Here is a 14,847-nt window from a genome sequence, read left to right as displayed (position 1 = left end):
TTCAGCACCTCTGAAGACCCAATGTGGGAGCTGGCTTGTGTGGGAGCTGGCTTGCCTGCGATAGCATCACCTCGGTTTAACTGACACACCGAAGCGTCTGCATCGCAGGCAAGCCAGCTCCCACATTGGATTGCGCTTGGCGCCAAACCTTACTTAATCTGCGCAAAACGCTCAATGACCGGTTGTTCACGGTGCTCTGCTTGCCAAAGATCGTAGGTACTTTGCATCGACAACCATAACCGCGCTTTGCTGATGCCTGCCCGCTCCAACCTCACGGCAAGGTCTGGGCTGACTGGCGCGTGACCATGCAGGATCCTGGAGAATGTTTCCCTGGCAAAGCCGAGCCGCCGGGCCATGTCGGTAATGGTGATGCCCAAGCTGGGCATCACATCCTCAAGCAGGATTTCGCCGGGATGTGGCGGGTTGTGCATACCCATGTACGTGCCCCTGTTCAATGGTAGTCAAGGTAATCAACCAGTTCGACGTGATCATCAAGCATACGAAAAATGATGCGCCAGTTACCGCTAATGCTGACGGAGCAGTAGTCGAGCAGATCGCCTTTGAGTCGATGAAAACGCCATCCTGGGAGATTCAATTCGCCCGGGTGTCCTGCGCTATCCAGAATCAGCAGCACACGACGCAAGCGTTTCGCGTGACCCGCGTTGATGCCTTTGGTTGATCCTGTTTCATAATGTTCTTCTGGTGAGATGATTCAAATTCCAAAGGCTAGAGAGGTGCCATCCGAGCAACAACCCTAAAAATCTGTAGGAATGATCATGCGGCATGATGCCTTCAGATTTTTCCCGCGCATTTTCGCGCCGCCCATGAACTTGTCGCTCGCCGCCTGCGCGCCTAGGCTTGGTCGGTCATCGCAAAAAACGGTGACACGGACGTGCAAGTCCGGTTACATATCGGCGCACCAACGCCCATAGCCATTCAGCGGGCGTTTTTTATGCCTGCTGTGTTTGTTATGGCGGCTGTGCGTGGGAGACCTTCGGGTCTGCCGGGGTCCGATATGCCCGGTCTTGCACACCTGCGCACAGCTGCCACCCGATTTGCGTGCAAGCAAGCGGTGTCAGTCTCCTTCACATATCGGAGATGTTCACCATGATCAAACCCACCCCCAACCGACCTACCTCATCCAGTATCTTCACCGTCAACCCACACCAGAACACCGAAACCCTCGAGTCCCTCAACGCCCTGACCTGCGGCCTGGCCTTTGAGCTGAACGGCGCCCAGCGCGGCGTGCTCCTGGCCATCCAACAAATGACCGAACTGGGCCAACTGCTGGTCGAGCGTGCGCTGGAGCAACTATCGCCTGCGGCCGCTGCGTAAAACTTGATCAGTCCCAGAAAGGGACCGTTCGTTCCCTTTTTGGGACTGATGCCTGCTCGGGTAAAGCCCCACGTAAACCCGCCGATAACCCGACGAGTCTTTCGGTGGAAGCAACAACACAATGTGGCTATTTGACGTATTTGCCTGGCTGTACAACCTCACCCCGTTTACCGGTGCTTTGCTGTTGTGGTTCCTGGTGTTGGTGTTCACTGCCAGCGCGACGATGAGTTTTCCGACACGGCGCGGCAAGCTCGCTGGCTTCGGGATTTCGGTGGTGGGCGCGGTGTTTATCTTGGGGTACCTGGAAACCCTCGTGCTCAACGCCACAGGCAAAGAAATCAAGGGTGTTGTGATCAACCTGGTGGTCATGAGCCTCGGCGGTTTGGGCTCGTGCTTGCTTGGGGTGGCCATTTCGAAAAGACCAAGCAAGGCCGAGATTGAACAGACCCGCACCAGCATTCGTGGCTGGGGCCTGGCGGTCTTTGAATACCTGTTCGTGTTTATCCTGATGTGTTCACTGGTGCTGACTGTTTTCTGCCTGCCCTTGTGGCGCCTGGATTGGCCCGTGGTGTCGGGGCATGAAGTCACCGGCCTGTTGCTGGCTTTCCTGGGCGCGGTGTCAGGCTGCGCGATCGTCTCCTATCTGCGTCGGTTGATGAAGTGGGAGCAATGGGGCGTGGCCGTGTTGTTTGGGCTGCTGCTGTTTCTGCTGCCCGTGTACGTGCAGGCGATTTGGGGGCTGGTGAGCTGGAGCCTGGCGGCGGTGCTGGGGTTTCATGGCGTGGCGGGCATTGGCTTGGGCTGGACGGTGTGGCGCCAGCGCATGGAATGGCGGCGCTCCTGACCGTTACTCCAACCGTAACAATCCACCGCCGAGCTTGATTGATACCCCCCCGATTCACTCCTATGGTGAGCCCCACGACAGCGAACCCGTGGAGCGATCATGACAACAACAATAACCCCCGACTCGCGCTGGACGCGGCGCCGCGACGAGAAGCAGCGGCGGCTCGGGCTGGTCCAGGCGTTTGCCGACGGGGCCGTGCTGCCCAGCGACAGGATCGTCGAGGCCCTGCAAGCCCTGATCCTGCCCGGCGACCGCGTGGTGCTGGAAGGCAATAACCAGAAGCAGGCCGACTTTCTCTCGCGTTCCCTGGCCAAGGCCGACCCGGCCGTGCTCCACGATTTGCACATGATCATGCCCAGCGTCGGGCGCTCCGAGCACCTGGACCTGTTTGAAAAGGGCATCGCCCGCAAGCTCGATTTCTCGTTTGCCGGCACCCAATCCCTGCGCATCAGCCAGCTGCTTGAAGACGGCCTGCTGGAAGTCGGCGCGATCCACACCTACATCGAACTCTATGCGCGACTGGTCGTAGACCTGATCCCCAACGTGGTGCTGTCCGCAGGCTTCATGGCCGACCGCGCCGGCAATATCTACACCGGCCCCAGCACCGAAGACACCCCGGCGCTGATCGAGCCGGCGGCGTTCAGCGATGGCATCGTCATCGTGCAGGTCAACCAATTGGTGGACGACGTCAGCGACTTGCCCCGCGTGGACATCCCGGCCAGTTGGGTGGATTTCGTGGTGGTGGCCGACAAGCCCTTCTATATCGAACCGCTGTTCACCCGCGACCCCCGGCATATCAAGCCGGTGCATGTGCTGATGGCGATGATGGCGATCCGTGGCATCTACGAAAAACACAACGTGCAGTCGCTGAACCATGGCATTGGTTTCAATACCGCCGCGATTGAACTGATCCTGCCGACCTACGGTGAGTCCCTGGGCCTTAAAGGCAAGATCTGCCGCAACTGGACCCTCAACCCGCACCCCACGTTGATCCCCGCCATCGAAAGCGGCTGGGTTGAAAGCGTGCATTGCTTCGGCACCGAACTGGGCATGGAAAGCTACATCGCCGCGCGCCCGGATGTGTTCTTCACCGGTCGCGACGGCTCGTTGCGCTCCAACCGGATGTTCTGCCAACTGGCGGGGCAATACGCGGTGGACCTGTTTATCGGCGCCACTTTGCAGGTGGATGGTGACGGTCATTCGTCCACCGTGACCCGAGGCCGGCTCGCCGGGTTTGGCGGTGCGCCGAACATGGGCCACGACCCACGCGGGCGCCGCCACGGCACCCCGGCCTGGCTCGATATGCGCCACGACGATGCCCCCGAAGCCTTGCTGGAGCGCGGCAAAAAGCTGGTGGTGCAGATGGTCGAGACCTTCCAGGAGGGCGGCAAACCGACCTTCGTCGACACCCTCGACGCAGTGGAAGTGGCGCGCAAAAGCGGCATGCCCCTGGCGCCGATCATGATTTACGGCGACGACGTGACCCACTTGCTCACCGAAGAAGGCATCGCCTACCTGTACAAGGCGCGCTCCCTGGAAGAGCGCCAGGCGATGATCGCGGCGGTCGCCGGGGTGACCGCCATCGGCCTGCGCCACAACCCCAAGGACACCGCGCGCATGCGCCGCGAAGGCCTGATTGCCTTGCCCGAAGACCTCGGCATCCGCCGCACCGACGCCACTCGCGAGCTGCTGGCGGCCAAAAGCGTGGCCGACCTGGTGGACTGGTCCGGTGGCCTGTACAACCCGCCCGCCAAGTTCAGGAGCTGGTAAATGCACGCACTCAAACTGCACACACTGACCCTGGCCGAGCAACTGGCGGACCTGGCGGTCGATGCACTGATCGACGAAGCGGACCTGTCGCCCAAGCCGGCGCTGGTGGATCGGCGTGGCAATGGCGCCCATCAGGATTTGCACCTGGGCCTGATGCACGCGTCGGCGCTGTCCTTGTGGCCGGCCTTCAAGGAAATGGCCGAAGCGGCGATTGCCCTGGGCGAGATCGGCCTGCCGCTGCGCGAAGCCCTCGGCCGGATCGGCCGCGAAGGCGAACAGGCGATGCTCGCCACCACCCAGGGCGTGAATACCCACCGTGGCGCGATCTGGGCCCTTGGCCTGCTGGTGGCCGCCGCCGCGCTGGCACCTGCCTCGCGCACGGCCAATGCGCTGACTTTAAGGGCTGCGCGCCTGGCCCTGCTCAATGACCGTTATGCACCGCAACCGCTGAGCCATGGCGCGCAAGTCGCGCAGCGCTATGGCGTACGTGGCGCCCGCGAAGAAGCGCAACTGGGCTTCCCCGCAGTGCTGCAACGGGGCCTGCCGCAACTGCACGCAAGCCGTTTGCAACAACACGGCGAGCAGAACGCGCGCCTCGATGCGCTGCTGGCGATCATGACCCAACTGGCTGACACCTGCGTGCTCTACCGCGCCGGCACCGATGGCTTGCAGGCGATGCAACGGGGCGCCCAGGCCGTGCTGGATGCGGGCGGCAGCGCGAGCCTGGCCGGGCGGCGTCGCCTCAATGAGCTGGACCAGCAACTGCTGGCCCTGAATGCCTCCCCCGGTGGCGCCGCCGACCTGTTGGCCGCCTGCCTGTTTATCGACCGCATCGAGTCTTGCGACGGAGCGTTTTGATGGAAACCCTATCCTTTGAATTCCCCGCCGGGCAGCCGCCCAAAGGCCGCGCGCTGGTGGGCTGCGTCGGTTCCGGCGACCTTGAAGTGCTGCTGGAACCGGGCACGGCGGGCACCTTGAGCATCCAGGTGCAAACCTCGGTCAACGGCGCCGAGCAGCGTTGGCAGCACCTGTTCCAGCGAATTTTCCAGGAGCAGACCCCACCGGCGCTGAACATTCAGATCCACGATTTTGGCGCCACCCCCGGCGTGGTGCGTTTGCGCCTGGAGCAAGGTTTCGAGGAGCTTGGCCATGACTGATTTACTCAACCGGCACAGCTTCGTCGAACTCGGCGCCCGCCAGCGGGCCAAGGCCTTGCTCGATGCCGGCAGCTACCGTGAATTGATCGACCCGTTCCAGCGCGTGATGTCGCCGTGGTTGAGCCGCCAGGGCGTGGTGCCGCAGGCTGACGACGGGGTGGTGATTGCCAAGGGCACCCTCGATGGCCTGCCACTGGTGATCGCCGCCATCGAAGGTAATTTCCAGGGCGGCAGCCTCGGTGAAGTGGGTGGCGCAAAAATCGCCGGTGCCCTGGAACTGGCCGCCGAGGACAACCGCAACGGCATCCCGACGCGTGCGGTGCTGCTGCTGGAAACCGGCGGCGTGCGCCTGCAGGAGGCCAACCTCGGGCTGGCGGCGATTGCCGATATCCACGCGGCGATTGTCGACCTGCGCCAGTACCAACCGGTGATCGGCGTAGTGGCCGGCAGCGTTGGCTGTTTTGGCGGCATGTCCATTGCCGCGGGCCTGTGCAGCTACCTGGTGGTGACCCGTGAAGCGCGCCTGGGCTTGAACGGCCCGCAAGTGATCGAACAGGAAGCCGGCCTTGAAGAATACGACTCCCGTGACCGGCCCTTCATCTGGAGCCTGACCGGCGGCGAGCAGCGCTTCAACAGCGGCCTGGCCGACCGTTATGTGGCGGACGATGTGGCGCAGATCCGCCAGCAGATCAGCGAACTGTTGCAGCAAGGTTTGCCGGCAGCGCCGCGCAGCCGCCAGGCCGACTATTACCTGGCGCGCCTGGCTGCGCTGGACGCCGAACCGCAGATCGAGCCGGCCACGGTTCGTGACCTGTATCAGGGAGAACGCTCATGAGAGGCTTGCACTGGTTCAACGCATTGCGCGCGGATGCGGCGCCGGTGGCGGGTTTGCCGGCTTCGTTGAAAGTTGCTGATGGCGTGCTCGGCGAGCAGGCCGTGCGGTTTATCGCGGTGGTGCCCGATGCTGCCAACCGCTTCCCCCGCGCCCGCCAAGGTGAGGTTGGGTTGCTGGAAGGCTGGGGCCTGGCCAAGGCGGTGGATGAAACCATCGCCCGCGGCGATCAACGCCCGATTGTGGCTATTGTCGACGTGCCGAGCCAGGCCTATGGCCGTCGCGAAGAAGCCCTGGGCATTCATCAGGCCCTGGCGGCGGCGGCGGACAGTTATGCCCGCGCCCGTTTGGCCGGGCACCCGGTGATCGGGTTGCTGGTGGGCAAGGCCATGTCCGGGGCGTTTCTCGCCCATGGCTACCAGGCCAACCGCCTGATTGCCCTGCGCGACCCTGGGGTGATGGTGCACGCCATGGGCAAGGCCTCGGCGGCGCGGGTCACCTTGCGTAGCGTCGAAGAACTCGAAGCCCTGGCCGCCAGCGTGCCGCCCATGGCCTATGACATCGACAGCTATGCCAGCCTCGGCTTGCTCTGGGAAACCCTCACGGTCAGCCAGATCGAACAACCGACCGCCGACGACCTGGCGCGGGTCAGGGATTGCCTGGTGCAGGCGATCAAGGATGTGCAGAACAGCGGCGTGCGCGATTTGCGCGGGCGCCTGGGCGCCGTCAATCGTGCCGCGTCCAGCCATGTACGCCAGCTGTTGCGGGAACAATGGTGAACGCCCACGACTTGCTCTGGGGCATGGCCCCGGCGCACGTGCCCGCTGACGCACCGGCCTGGGTACTGGCGGTGATCGGGGCGGGGCAGCCGGTGGTGGTGCGCCGGGCGCTGGCCGAACCGGGCTATGTGGCGGTGGGTGTGCGTGGACGTTTGCGGGAGCAGCGCTTTGCGGCCGTGATGCCCGTGGCGGCTGTGCAACGGCGAGTGACACCCGAGGCCCTGTGCGGGGTGATCTCGCCCCGGGATTTACCGGCGTTGCGTGCCCTCGACCAACTGCGGCCGGTACTGGCGCAAGAGGTGTGGGGTGTGACGGGCAGCGCGGGTTTCGAGTTGGCCACGGGCATTGAGGCACTGCATGCCCAGAGCGATCTGGATTTGCTGCTACGCGCGCCCGAGCGGCTTGATCGCGGTGATGCCGAGGCGCTGCTGGCGATTCTGGACACCGCAGCGTGTGCCGTGGACCTGCAATTGCAAACCCCCTATGGCGCGGTGGCCTTGCGCGAATGGGCCGGCCCATCGCTGCGGGTGCTGCTGAAAAACGCCAGCGGTGCGCATCTGGTGATCGACCCTTGGCAGGCCGTGGCATGAGCAGCCTCCTGGTGTTTCCGGGGCAGGGTGCCCAACGCCCGGGCATGCTCCAGCAATTGCCTGCCAACGTCCTCGATGAAGCCAGCGATACCTTGGGACAAGAGGTGCGCCAGCTCGATTCGGCGCAGGCCCTGGCCAGCACCCGCGCCGTGCAACTGTGCCTGCTGATCGCCGGCGTGGCCCATGCCCGTGAGTTGCAACACACACCGGACTATGTGGCGGGCCTGTCCATCGGCGCTTATCCGGCGGCAGTGATCGCCGGGGCCCTGGCGTTTGCCGATGCGCTGCGGCTGGTCAGCCTGCGCGGTGAACTGATGCAGCACGCTTATCCACAGGGCTACGGCATGACAGCGCTGATCGGCCTGGAGTTATCCACCGTCGAAAGCGTGCTCGCCGAGGTCCACAGCGCGCAAACCCCGGTGTACCTGGCCAATATCAATGCCGATAACCAGTGCGTGATCGCCGGCAGCGATGCCGCCATGCAACGGGTGGCCAACCGCGTCAAAGGCCAGGGCGTGGCCAAGCGCCTGGCCGTCAGCGTGCCGTCCCATTGCGCACTGCTGGAGCAACCGGCCCAGGCCCTCGCTGAAGCGTTTGCCAAGGTCGCGCTCAAGGCGCCGGCCATTACTTACCTGAGTAGCAGCCGGGCGCGGCCGATCCGCGATCCGGCGCAGTTGCGTGACGACCTGGCGTTCAACATGTGTCGCCTCGTCGATTGGCGCGGCACCGTGCAAAGCGCCTATGAGCGCGGCGTGCGCCTGCACATCGAGCTGCCTCCGGGCACAGTCCTCACCGGCCTGGCGCGGCGGGTGTTTGAGCAAGGCACCGTGATTGCCTTCGAAGGTGCGCGCCTGGACACCTTGCAGGCCTTGCTGGAACAGGAGGGCCGCCACCACCGATAAAGCGTGAGCTTGGCTTTCGAAGCACAAAAACAACAATTTCGATCAAGCATCAAGAGGACTACCAGCATGATTATTTACGGTGTGGCGTTTCTGGCCCTGTGTACCCTGGCGGGCCTGTTCGTCGGCGAGCTATTGGGCAAATGGATGGGCATCCCGGCCAACGTCGGCGGGGTGGGGATCGCGATGTTGCTGCTGATCGGCCTGGGCAGTTACCTCGCCAAGCGTGGCCTGTTTACCGGCAAATCCGAGCAGGGCGTGAGCTTCTGGGCGGCGGTGTACATTCCCATTGTGGTGGCCATGGCGGCCCAGCAAAACGTGTATGGCGCGATCAGTGGCGGCCCGATGGCGATCCTCGCCGGCACCAGCGCGGTGGTGGTGGCATTTGCCCTGGTGCCGGTGCTGGTGCGCATCGGCAAGCGTGAGCCGGAAGCGGTTGTCACTCCCAAGTCGGCAGGGTGAGCGCCATGTACGAATCCTTGATGAAAGTCATCAGCGGCTACGGCCTGATCAGCGGTTTTGCGGTGATCGGCCTGACCATGTGGGTGTCCTACTGGATCAGCGACACCTTCACCAAAGGTCGCCTGCATGGTTCGGCCATCGCGATCCTGCTGGGGCTGGTGCTGTCCTATGTGGGTGGTGCGTTTACCGGCGGGGCCAAGGGCGTGGTGGATATCCCGTTGCTGTCGGGCATCGGCCTGCTGGGCGGGGCGATGCTGCGGGACTTTGCCATCGTGGCCACCGCGTTTGGGGTGAGCGTCGATGAGCTCAAGCGTGCTGGATATGTGGGGGTGCTGGCGTTGTTTGTCGGCGTTGGCTCGTCGTTTATCGCAGGCGTCGGAGTGGCCATGGCGTTTGGTTATACCGATGCGGTGAGCCTGACCACCATCGGCGCCGGGGCCGTGACCTACATCGTCGGGCCGGTGACCGGGGCGGCGATTGGCGCCAGTTCCGAGGTGATGGCGCTGTCCATCGCGGCGGGGTTGATCAAGGCCATTCTGGTGATGGTGATGACCCCGTTCGTCGCCCCGCTGATTGGCCTGAACAGCCCGCGCAGTGCGGTGATCTTTGGCGGGCTGATGGGCACCTCCAGCGGCGTGGCCGGTGGGTTGGCGGCGACTGATCCGAAGCTGGTGCCTTATGGCTGCCTGACGGCGGCGTTTTATACGGCGCTGGGGTGTTTGTTGGGGCCTTCGTTGTTGTTTTTGCTGATGCGCGGGTTGGTGGGCTGATCGACCCTTTGTAGGATCCGGCTTGCCGGCGATGGCTGCCTTGGATGTGTCGCAAGGCGAATGGCCTCATCGCCGGCAAGTCGGCTCCTACAGGGGCAGTGTTCAACGTTGCCGATTGGCATACATCCGACACTCCGCCAACAACGCCAGCAAGTTCGGATCGCGCTCCTTGGCCTTCAAGAACACCACGCCAATGTGCTGCTGCAACCGGTAGCGTGGTTGCAACGGGATCAGCTTGACCCGGTTCTCATACACCGCCGCGATCCTTCCCGGCAGCAGCGCATAGCCAACGCCCGAGCTGACCATGCTCAGCAGGGTAAAGATATCGTTGACCTGCATCGCCACCTTCGGCTCGAAGCCTGCCTGCTTGAACACCCGTGCGCCGTCCTGGTGGGTGGCGAAGCCTTGGGTCAGGGTGATGAAGGTGGCATCGCGCACCTGGGCCAGGTCGATTTCCTGTTCGCGATCCAGGGGCGAGTCGGCGGGGGTGGCGAGGAAGATATCGTCGCAAAACAGCTGGATCTGCGCGCAGTCCGGCTCGACGGCCTGGTCGTCGAGGGAGATCAGGATCGCGTCGACTTCCATGTTCTTGAGCTTGTACATCAGGTCGACGTTGGAGCCCAGGATCAGGTCGATATTGAGCTCGCTACGCCTGATTTTCAGGCCCATGATCAGTTGCGGCACGGTCTTGACCGTCAGCGAATACAGAGCGCCGAGCTTGAAACGCTCGGCGGAGAAACCGGCGGCTTCGCGGGTCAGGCGCACGCTGTCGACCACATCCTGTACCAGCTTCTGCGCGCGCTCTTCGAGGACGTAGGCGCTTTCCAGGGGGGTGAGGTTGCGCCCTTCGTGCTTGAACAGCGGGCAGCGTAGGGCGTTTTCCAGGGAGTGGATGGCCCGGTGCACGCTGACATTGCTGGTCTGCAACTCGGCGGCGGCACGGGCCAGGTTGCCGGTGCGCATGAAGGCCAGGAAGATTTCCAGTTTCTTGAGGGTAAATTCTTCGTCGATCAGCATGGCGATGACTCTTATTCGAATGCGTTCGATTGTGCCCTTAAAGCGCCGCAACCGTCATAACGGTCTTGCACTCTCGCCTGTCAGGCCTGAGCCTTATGGGGTAGATGCAGCAGTTTTGGAGGTTGGCAACACATGTATCACGGAGAACGATTCAACGCCTGGAGCCATTTGCTCGGCGCCGTGGCAGCCTTTATCGGCGCGGTGTGGATGCTGGTGGTGGCGAGCATGGACGGCAGCCCGTGGAAGATCGTCAGCGTGGCGATCTACGGTTTTACCCTGCTGGTGCTGTATAGCGCCTCGACGGTGTATCACAGCGTGCGCGGGCGCAAGAAAGCGATCATGCAGAAGGTCGACCACTTTTCGATCTATCTGCTGATTGCCGGCAGCTACACCCCGTTTTGCCTGGTGACCCTGCACGGGCCGTGGGGCTGGACGCTGTTCGGGATTGTCTGGGGGCTGGCGGTGATCGGGATCTTGCAGGAGATCAAGCCGCGTTCCGAGGCGCGCATTTTGTCGATTGTGATTTACGCGGTGATGGGCTGGATTGTGTTGGTGGCGGTCAAGCCGTTGATTGCCGCGCTGGGCATGGACGGGTTTATCTGGCTGGCGTCGGGTGGGGTGTTGTACACGGTGGGGATTATCTTCTTTGCCCTGGAACACCGTTTAAGGCACTCCCACGGGATCTGGCATCTGTTTGTGATTGGCGGCAGCCTGCTGCATTTTGTGGCGATCATGCGCTACGTGCTCTGACGCACCTCTGTAGGAGCCGGCTTGCCGGCGATGGCGTCAGCAAGGTTGGCGCAAGACTTGATGGCCTCATCGCCGGCAAGCCGGCTCTTACAGGTTTAGAGGCGGTCTAGCTGCTCCTGGGCACGGCTGCCAAAGATCTCCAGCAGGCTCGCCAACATATGCGGCGGTGGCTCGTCGGCGCGGGTCAGGGCATACAGGGTGATGGGCAGCGGTGGGGCCAGGGGGCGGATGCAGGTGCTGTCGGTGGATGCGCCCAGCGCGGTGAAGGGGTCGATCACCGCCAGGCCGGCGCCGGACTCCACCATGGCCCGGGCCAGGGAGTAGGTCTGCACCGAGATCCGCACGCGCGGCGGTGGTTCGACCGCTTCCAGATAGCTGTCGAGCCGCGCCGACAGCGGGTCGGCACTCGACAGGCCAATCAACGGCGTGCCCGCCAGGGCCATCAAGGGCAGGGGTTTGCCCAGTTCCGCCGCCGGCCAGAAACCCCGTGGCGCCAGGGCTACCAATACGCCGTGGGCCAATGCCTGTGCCTTGAGCCCCGGATGCTCCGGGGACTTGAGGGTCAGCGCCACATCCATCTCGCGCATCAACAGGTTTTGCACCAGCTCGCGGCTGTGGGCGCTGGACAGTTCGCAGGCGATGTCCGGGTAGCGCTGGGTCCACTCGCCAATCGCCGGCGGCAGCAGTGACAAGGCCAGGGCCGGCGTGGCGCCAATGCGCAGGCTTTGGCCGGGCGCGCGCCGCAGGTTCTGCGCCAGGCGCCGCACGCCTTGCAAGCTTTCGCTGACCTTATCGACCTCGCGCTCCAGGGCCAGGGCTTCCGGGGTGGGCTGCAGCTTGCCGCGTATGCGCAGGAACAGCGGGAAGCCCAGTTGCAGCTCGGCATGTTGCAGCACCTTGGTCACCGCCGGTTGCGAGACATGCAGCAACTGCGCGGCGGCACTGACCGAGCCGGTCTGGCGGATGGCCTGGAAGATTTCGATATGACGCAAGCGCATGACGAGTCCATAACCTTTGTTTATAGGTGGCCCATCTTTATTCATTGTCCGGCGCCTGTCACCTGCCCCTACCCTTGGACGCTCATTACAACGCTTGGGAATCGATATGGCTGAGCAGGTTTGCATCATTGGCGGTGGGGTCATCGGTCTGGCGAGCGCCTATGCCCTGGTGCGCGCCGGCATGGACGTGACGGTGGTCGAAGCCCGCGACAGCCTGGGCAGCGAGACCAGCTTTGCCAATGGCGGCCAATTGTCCTATCGCTACGTTGCGCCGCTGGCGGACAAAGGTGTGCCGTTGCAAGCCATTGGCTGGCTGCTGCGCGGTGACTCGCCGTTAAAGCTGCGCCCGCGCCTGGACCCGGCGCAATGGCGTTGGATGGCCTCCTTCCTTGGCGCCTGCCGGGCATCGGTCAACAAGCGCAACGCCGGGCACTTGCTGCGCCTAGCCACCCTGAGCCAGGGCACCTTGCAGCAATGGCGCGAAGAAGACGGGCTGGACGGCTTCGACTGGAAACGTAACGGCAAGCTGGTGACATTTCGCAGCCATCACACCTTCGAGCACGCTCGCAACAAGGTGCTCGATTGCCTGCAACAGCAAGTGCTGTCGGCGGCCGATTGCACGCGGCTGGAGCCGACCCTGGGGGCCAGGGATTTTGTCGGAGGTATCTACACGCCCAATGAAGAAGTGGCGGACTGTCATGGCTTCTGCCAGCAGTTGGCGGCGCGCCTGCAAGCGTCGGGCCGGTGCCGGTTTGTGCTGGGGCGCAAGGTCACGGGTATCCGCCATGCCAACGGCACCGTGCAGGCGATTGAGTTAGGTGACGAGGTGATGCCGGTGCAGCACCTGGTGCTGGCGGCGGGAGTACGCAGCCCCGAGTTGGCCTTGCCGGGCATCGCATTGCCGCTGTATCCGCTCAAGGGCTACAGCCTGAGCGTGCCGATTGGCGCGGAGCACGCCGCGCCGAACATCAGCATCACCGACTATGACCGCAAGATCGTTTACGCGCGGATCGGCGAACAACTGCGGGTGGCGGCGATGGTCGATATCGTCGGCTTCGATAAGGGCCTTGAGCCCAAGCGCCTGGCCCTGATCAAGCGCCAGGCCAGTGAGACGTTCCCCTTGGCCGGCGATTACAGCCAGGCCATCGAATGGGCCGGCATGCGCCCGGCCACCCCCAGCGGCGTGCCGCTGATTGGTGCCAGCGTGTACCGCAACCTGTGGCTCAACCTCGGCCACGGCGCCCTGGGTTTCACCCTGGCCTGTGGCAGCGGCCAGGTGTTGGCCGAACTGATTGGCCAGCACACTCCTTCCATTGATATGCAGGGCCTCGCGCCCCGCGCCGCATAGGACAGCGCAATGACCATCACCCGGATCAACAGTAACAGTCGCCTGTCGGGCGCCGTGACCTACCAGGACCTGGTCTTCCTCTCCGGCCAGGTGCCGGGCGACGGCCAGGACGTAAGCACCCAGACCCACGAGGTGCTGGCCAAAATTGATGCGCTGCTGGCCGAAGCCGGCAGCGACAAGGATCATCTGCTCAACGCGACGATCTACCTGAAGAACATTCAGGAGGGGTTTGCGCCGATGAATGATGTCTGGTCCGCCTGGCTCACGCCCGGCCAGGCACCGACCCGTACCACCCTGCAGGCGGAACTGGCACGCCCCAGTGTGCTGGTGGAAATCAGCGTCATCGCTGTACGCCGCCCATAACAAGAAAACCAACGGAGAATAACAATGCAAAAAATCACGTTGATCGGCACGGCCCTCGGGCTGTTACTGGCGGCCCAGGCCCAGGCCAATGAAGCGCCGCTGGTGGGCACCCTGGCCAAGGTCGCGAATGCCAAGAGCATCACCCTGGGCTATCGCGATGCGTCGGTGCCGTTTTCCTATGTCGGCGATCACACCGGCAAACCCATGGGTTACTCGGTGGACCTGGCGAGCAAGATTGTCGAGCGCATCCAACAGAAGATCGGCGTGCCCCAGCTCAACGTGAAGTACAACCTGGTCACCTCCCAGACCCGTATTCCGTTGGTGATCAACGGCACCGTCGACCTGGAGTGCGGCTCCACCGGGGTGACGGCCGAGCGGCAGAAGCAGGTGGCGTTTTCCTATGGCTTTATCTACGTCAAGGGCCAGTTGCTCACCGCCAACGACAGCGGTATCCAGCGCTTCGCCGACCTGCGCGGCAAGAACGTGGTGACCACTGCCGGCACCACCAACGAGCGGTTCCTCAAGAGCTACAACCACGAGCACAAGCTGGATATGTCGGTGATCAGCGCCAAGGATCACGGCGAGGCGTTCCAGATGTTGCAATCGGGCCGGGCCGTGGCGTTCTACATGGACGATGCGTTGCTCTACGGCGAGCGTGCCAAGGCCAAGGACCCGCACAAGTGGGTGGTGGTGGGCGAGGAGCAGTCGCGGGAAATTTACAGCTGCATGGTGCGCAAGGACGACCCGCAGTTTCTGGCGGTGGTCAACGAAACGTTGGGCGAGCTGTACAGCTCGGGGGAAATCAACGGGATCTACCAGCGCTGGTTTGAACAGCCGATCCCGCCGAAGGGATTGAACCTGGAGTTCCCCATGACCAGCGAGCTGAAGGCGATCATTGCCAAGCCGGTGAGTGATCCGGTGGAATAAAACACC

General features: G+C 63.3%; 19 protein-coding genes. 15 read left to right on the top strand and 4 right to left on the bottom strand.

Annotated elements, in window-relative coordinates:
- Nucleotides 1–149: 149 nt before the first annotated feature.
- Both HBO05_RS18310 and HBO05_RS18305 read right to left on the bottom strand, forming a co-directional pair.
- Nucleotides 150–437, bottom strand: a complete 288-nt coding sequence (locus tag HBO05_RS18310) for a HigA family addiction module antitoxin (RefSeq protein ID WP_172313644.1) — start codon at nt 435–437, stop codon at nt 150–152.
- Nucleotides 438–451: 14 nt separating this feature from the next.
- The gene (locus HBO05_RS18305) at nt 452–712 is read right to left on the bottom strand and encodes a type II toxin-antitoxin system RelE/ParE family toxin (protein ID WP_172313694.1); all 261 of its coding nucleotides are present in this window, start codon (nt 710–712) and stop codon (nt 452–454) included.
- A gap of 395 nt (nt 713–1,107) precedes the next feature.
- Between HBO05_RS18305 and HBO05_RS18300 the strand changes: the two genes are divergently transcribed.
- The 11 genes from HBO05_RS18300 to madM all read left to right on the top strand — a co-directional run bounded on the left by HBO05_RS18300 (nt 1,108) and on the right by madM (nt 9,438).
- Entirely contained in the window at nt 1,108–1,335 is a 228-nt protein-coding gene (locus HBO05_RS18300) for a DUF6124 family protein (RefSeq protein ID WP_172313642.1), read from the top strand.
- A 121-nt stretch (nt 1,336–1,456) separates the two neighbouring features.
- On the top strand, nt 1,457–2,179 hold the full coding sequence (locus HBO05_RS18295; RefSeq protein WP_172313640.1) for a hypothetical protein: 723 nt from the start codon (nt 1,457–1,459) through the stop codon (nt 2,177–2,179).
- Nucleotides 2,180–2,278: 99 nt separating this feature from the next.
- Nucleotides 2,279–3,949, top strand: coding sequence for a malonate decarboxylase subunit alpha (mdcA, locus tag HBO05_RS18290; protein ID WP_172313638.1), 1,671 nt, complete (start codon nt 2,279–2,281; stop codon nt 3,947–3,949).
- Nucleotides 3,950–4,807, top strand: a complete 858-nt coding sequence (locus HBO05_RS18285) for a triphosphoribosyl-dephospho-CoA synthase (protein WP_172313636.1) — start codon at nt 3,950–3,952, stop codon at nt 4,805–4,807. It begins immediately after the preceding gene.
- Nucleotides 4,807–5,106, top strand: coding sequence for a malonate decarboxylase subunit delta (locus HBO05_RS18280; protein WP_057960874.1), 300 nt, complete (start codon nt 4,807–4,809; stop codon nt 5,104–5,106). Before HBO05_RS18285 ends, HBO05_RS18280 begins: the two co-directional genes overlap by 1 nt.
- Nucleotides 5,099–5,941, top strand: coding sequence for a biotin-independent malonate decarboxylase subunit beta (locus tag HBO05_RS18275; protein WP_172313634.1), 843 nt, complete (start codon nt 5,099–5,101; stop codon nt 5,939–5,941). The genes HBO05_RS18280 and HBO05_RS18275 overlap by 8 nt, the downstream gene beginning before the upstream one ends.
- Nucleotides 5,938–6,717, top strand: coding sequence for a biotin-independent malonate decarboxylase subunit gamma (gene mdcE / locus HBO05_RS18270; RefSeq protein ID WP_172313632.1), 780 nt, complete (start codon nt 5,938–5,940; stop codon nt 6,715–6,717). Before HBO05_RS18275 ends, mdcE begins: the two co-directional genes overlap by 4 nt.
- Nucleotides 6,711–7,307, top strand: a complete 597-nt coding sequence (locus tag HBO05_RS18265; RefSeq protein ID WP_172313630.1) for a malonate decarboxylase holo-ACP synthase — start codon at nt 6,711–6,713, stop codon at nt 7,305–7,307. Before mdcE ends, HBO05_RS18265 begins: the two co-directional genes overlap by 7 nt.
- Entirely contained in the window at nt 7,304–8,209 is a 906-nt protein-coding gene (mdcH, locus tag HBO05_RS18260; protein WP_169953578.1) for a malonate decarboxylase subunit epsilon, read from the top strand. The genes HBO05_RS18265 and mdcH overlap by 4 nt, the downstream gene beginning before the upstream one ends.
- Nucleotides 8,210–8,275: 66 nt before the next feature.
- Nucleotides 8,276–8,668 carry a malonate transporter subunit MadL gene (gene madL / locus HBO05_RS18255; protein ID WP_169953580.1) on the top strand — a complete coding sequence of 131 codons (393 nt, stop codon included), beginning with the start codon at nt 8,276–8,278 and terminating at the stop codon, nt 8,666–8,668.
- 5 nt (nt 8,669–8,673) lie between these two features.
- Nucleotides 8,674–9,438 (top strand): malonate transporter subunit MadM, encoded by a 765-nt coding sequence (gene madM / locus HBO05_RS18250; protein ID WP_172313628.1) that lies wholly within the window; start codon nt 8,674–8,676, stop codon nt 9,436–9,438.
- 102 nt (nt 9,439–9,540) lie between these two features.
- On the opposite strand, the gene HBO05_RS18245 is transcribed toward madM, so the two are convergent.
- The gene (locus HBO05_RS18245; protein ID WP_169953584.1) at nt 9,541–10,455 is read right to left on the bottom strand and encodes a LysR substrate-binding domain-containing protein; all 915 of its coding nucleotides are present in this window, start codon (nt 10,453–10,455) and stop codon (nt 9,541–9,543) included.
- Nucleotides 10,456–10,587: 132 nt separating this feature from the next.
- Here HBO05_RS18245 and HBO05_RS18240 point away from each other — a divergent pair, with 132 nt between their 5' ends.
- Nucleotides 10,588–11,205: a hemolysin III family protein gene (locus tag HBO05_RS18240; protein ID WP_057440355.1), complete on the top strand. Its 618-nt coding sequence runs from the start codon at nt 10,588–10,590 to the stop codon at nt 11,203–11,205.
- A gap of 95 nt (nt 11,206–11,300) precedes the next feature.
- Here HBO05_RS18240 and HBO05_RS18235 read toward each other — a convergent pair whose 3' ends face one another.
- Nucleotides 11,301–12,203 carry a LysR substrate-binding domain-containing protein gene (locus HBO05_RS18235; RefSeq protein WP_172313626.1) on the bottom strand — a complete coding sequence of 301 codons (903 nt, stop codon included), beginning with the start codon at nt 12,201–12,203 and terminating at the stop codon, nt 11,301–11,303.
- A gap of 106 nt (nt 12,204–12,309) precedes the next feature.
- Between HBO05_RS18235 and HBO05_RS18230 the strand changes: the two genes are divergently transcribed.
- Genes HBO05_RS18230 through HBO05_RS18220 form a run of 3 tightly spaced genes read left to right on the top strand, consistent with a single transcriptional unit; the run spans nt 12,310 to nt 14,841 of the window.
- Entirely contained in the window at nt 12,310–13,551 is a 1,242-nt protein-coding gene (locus HBO05_RS18230) for a D-amino acid dehydrogenase (protein ID WP_172313624.1), read from the top strand.
- Between the two features lie 9 nt (nt 13,552–13,560).
- A complete protein-coding gene (locus HBO05_RS18225) occupies nt 13,561–13,914 on the top strand; it encodes a RidA family protein (protein ID WP_172313622.1) in 354 nt (117 codons plus the stop codon).
- 24 nt (nt 13,915–13,938) lie between these two features.
- Nucleotides 13,939–14,841, top strand: coding sequence for a transporter substrate-binding domain-containing protein (locus HBO05_RS18220; protein WP_169953592.1), 903 nt, complete (start codon nt 13,939–13,941; stop codon nt 14,839–14,841).
- The last annotated feature ends 6 nt before the right edge of the window (nt 14,842–14,847 follow it).

Origin of the sequence: Pseudomonas sp. WS 5079 (assembly GCF_012985465.1) — a bacterium.
In the GTDB taxonomy this organism is placed as follows: Bacteria; Pseudomonadota; Gammaproteobacteria; order Pseudomonadales; family Pseudomonadaceae; genus Aquipseudomonas.
The sequence above is the reverse complement of the archived record's forward strand: the minus strand, read 5'-3'. Positions and strand labels throughout refer to the sequence as shown.

What these genes read in the sequence shown, in the direction of transcription:
- HBO05_RS18310 (WP_172313644.1), bottom strand. Translation starts at nt 437, where the DNA reads ATGGGTATGCACAACCCGCCACATCCCGGCGAAATCCTGCTTGAGGAT.
- HBO05_RS18300 (WP_172313642.1), top strand. Translation starts at nt 1,108, where the DNA reads ATGATCAAACCCACCCCCAACCGACCTACCTCATCCAGTATCTTCACC.
- HBO05_RS18295 (WP_172313640.1), top strand. Translation starts at nt 1,457, where the DNA reads ATGTGGCTATTTGACGTATTTGCCTGGCTGTACAACCTCACCCCGTTT.
- mdcA (WP_172313638.1), top strand. Translation starts at nt 2,279, where the DNA reads ATGACAACAACAATAACCCCCGACTCGCGCTGGACGCGGCGCCGCGAC.
- HBO05_RS18285 (WP_172313636.1), top strand. Translation starts at nt 3,950, where the DNA reads ATGCACGCACTCAAACTGCACACACTGACCCTGGCCGAGCAACTGGCG.
- HBO05_RS18280 (WP_057960874.1), top strand. Translation starts at nt 4,807, where the DNA reads ATGGAAACCCTATCCTTTGAATTCCCCGCCGGGCAGCCGCCCAAAGGC.
- HBO05_RS18275 (WP_172313634.1), top strand. Translation starts at nt 5,099, where the DNA reads ATGACTGATTTACTCAACCGGCACAGCTTCGTCGAACTCGGCGCCCGC.
- mdcE (WP_172313632.1), top strand. Translation starts at nt 5,938, where the DNA reads ATGAGAGGCTTGCACTGGTTCAACGCATTGCGCGCGGATGCGGCGCCG.
- HBO05_RS18265 (WP_172313630.1), top strand. Translation starts at nt 6,711, where the DNA reads ATGGTGAACGCCCACGACTTGCTCTGGGGCATGGCCCCGGCGCACGTG.
- mdcH (WP_169953578.1), top strand. Translation starts at nt 7,304, where the DNA reads ATGAGCAGCCTCCTGGTGTTTCCGGGGCAGGGTGCCCAACGCCCGGGC.
- madL (WP_169953580.1), top strand. Translation starts at nt 8,276, where the DNA reads ATGATTATTTACGGTGTGGCGTTTCTGGCCCTGTGTACCCTGGCGGGC.
- madM (WP_172313628.1), top strand. Translation starts at nt 8,674, where the DNA reads ATGTACGAATCCTTGATGAAAGTCATCAGCGGCTACGGCCTGATCAGC.
- HBO05_RS18245 (WP_169953584.1), bottom strand. Translation starts at nt 10,455, where the DNA reads ATGCTGATCGACGAAGAATTTACCCTCAAGAAACTGGAAATCTTCCTG.
- HBO05_RS18240 (WP_057440355.1), top strand. Translation starts at nt 10,588, where the DNA reads ATGTATCACGGAGAACGATTCAACGCCTGGAGCCATTTGCTCGGCGCC.
- HBO05_RS18235 (WP_172313626.1), bottom strand. Translation starts at nt 12,203, where the DNA reads ATGCGCTTGCGTCATATCGAAATCTTCCAGGCCATCCGCCAGACCGGC.
- HBO05_RS18230 (WP_172313624.1), top strand. Translation starts at nt 12,310, where the DNA reads ATGGCTGAGCAGGTTTGCATCATTGGCGGTGGGGTCATCGGTCTGGCG.
- HBO05_RS18225 (WP_172313622.1), top strand. Translation starts at nt 13,561, where the DNA reads ATGACCATCACCCGGATCAACAGTAACAGTCGCCTGTCGGGCGCCGTG.
- HBO05_RS18220 (WP_169953592.1), top strand. Translation starts at nt 13,939, where the DNA reads ATGCAAAAAATCACGTTGATCGGCACGGCCCTCGGGCTGTTACTGGCG.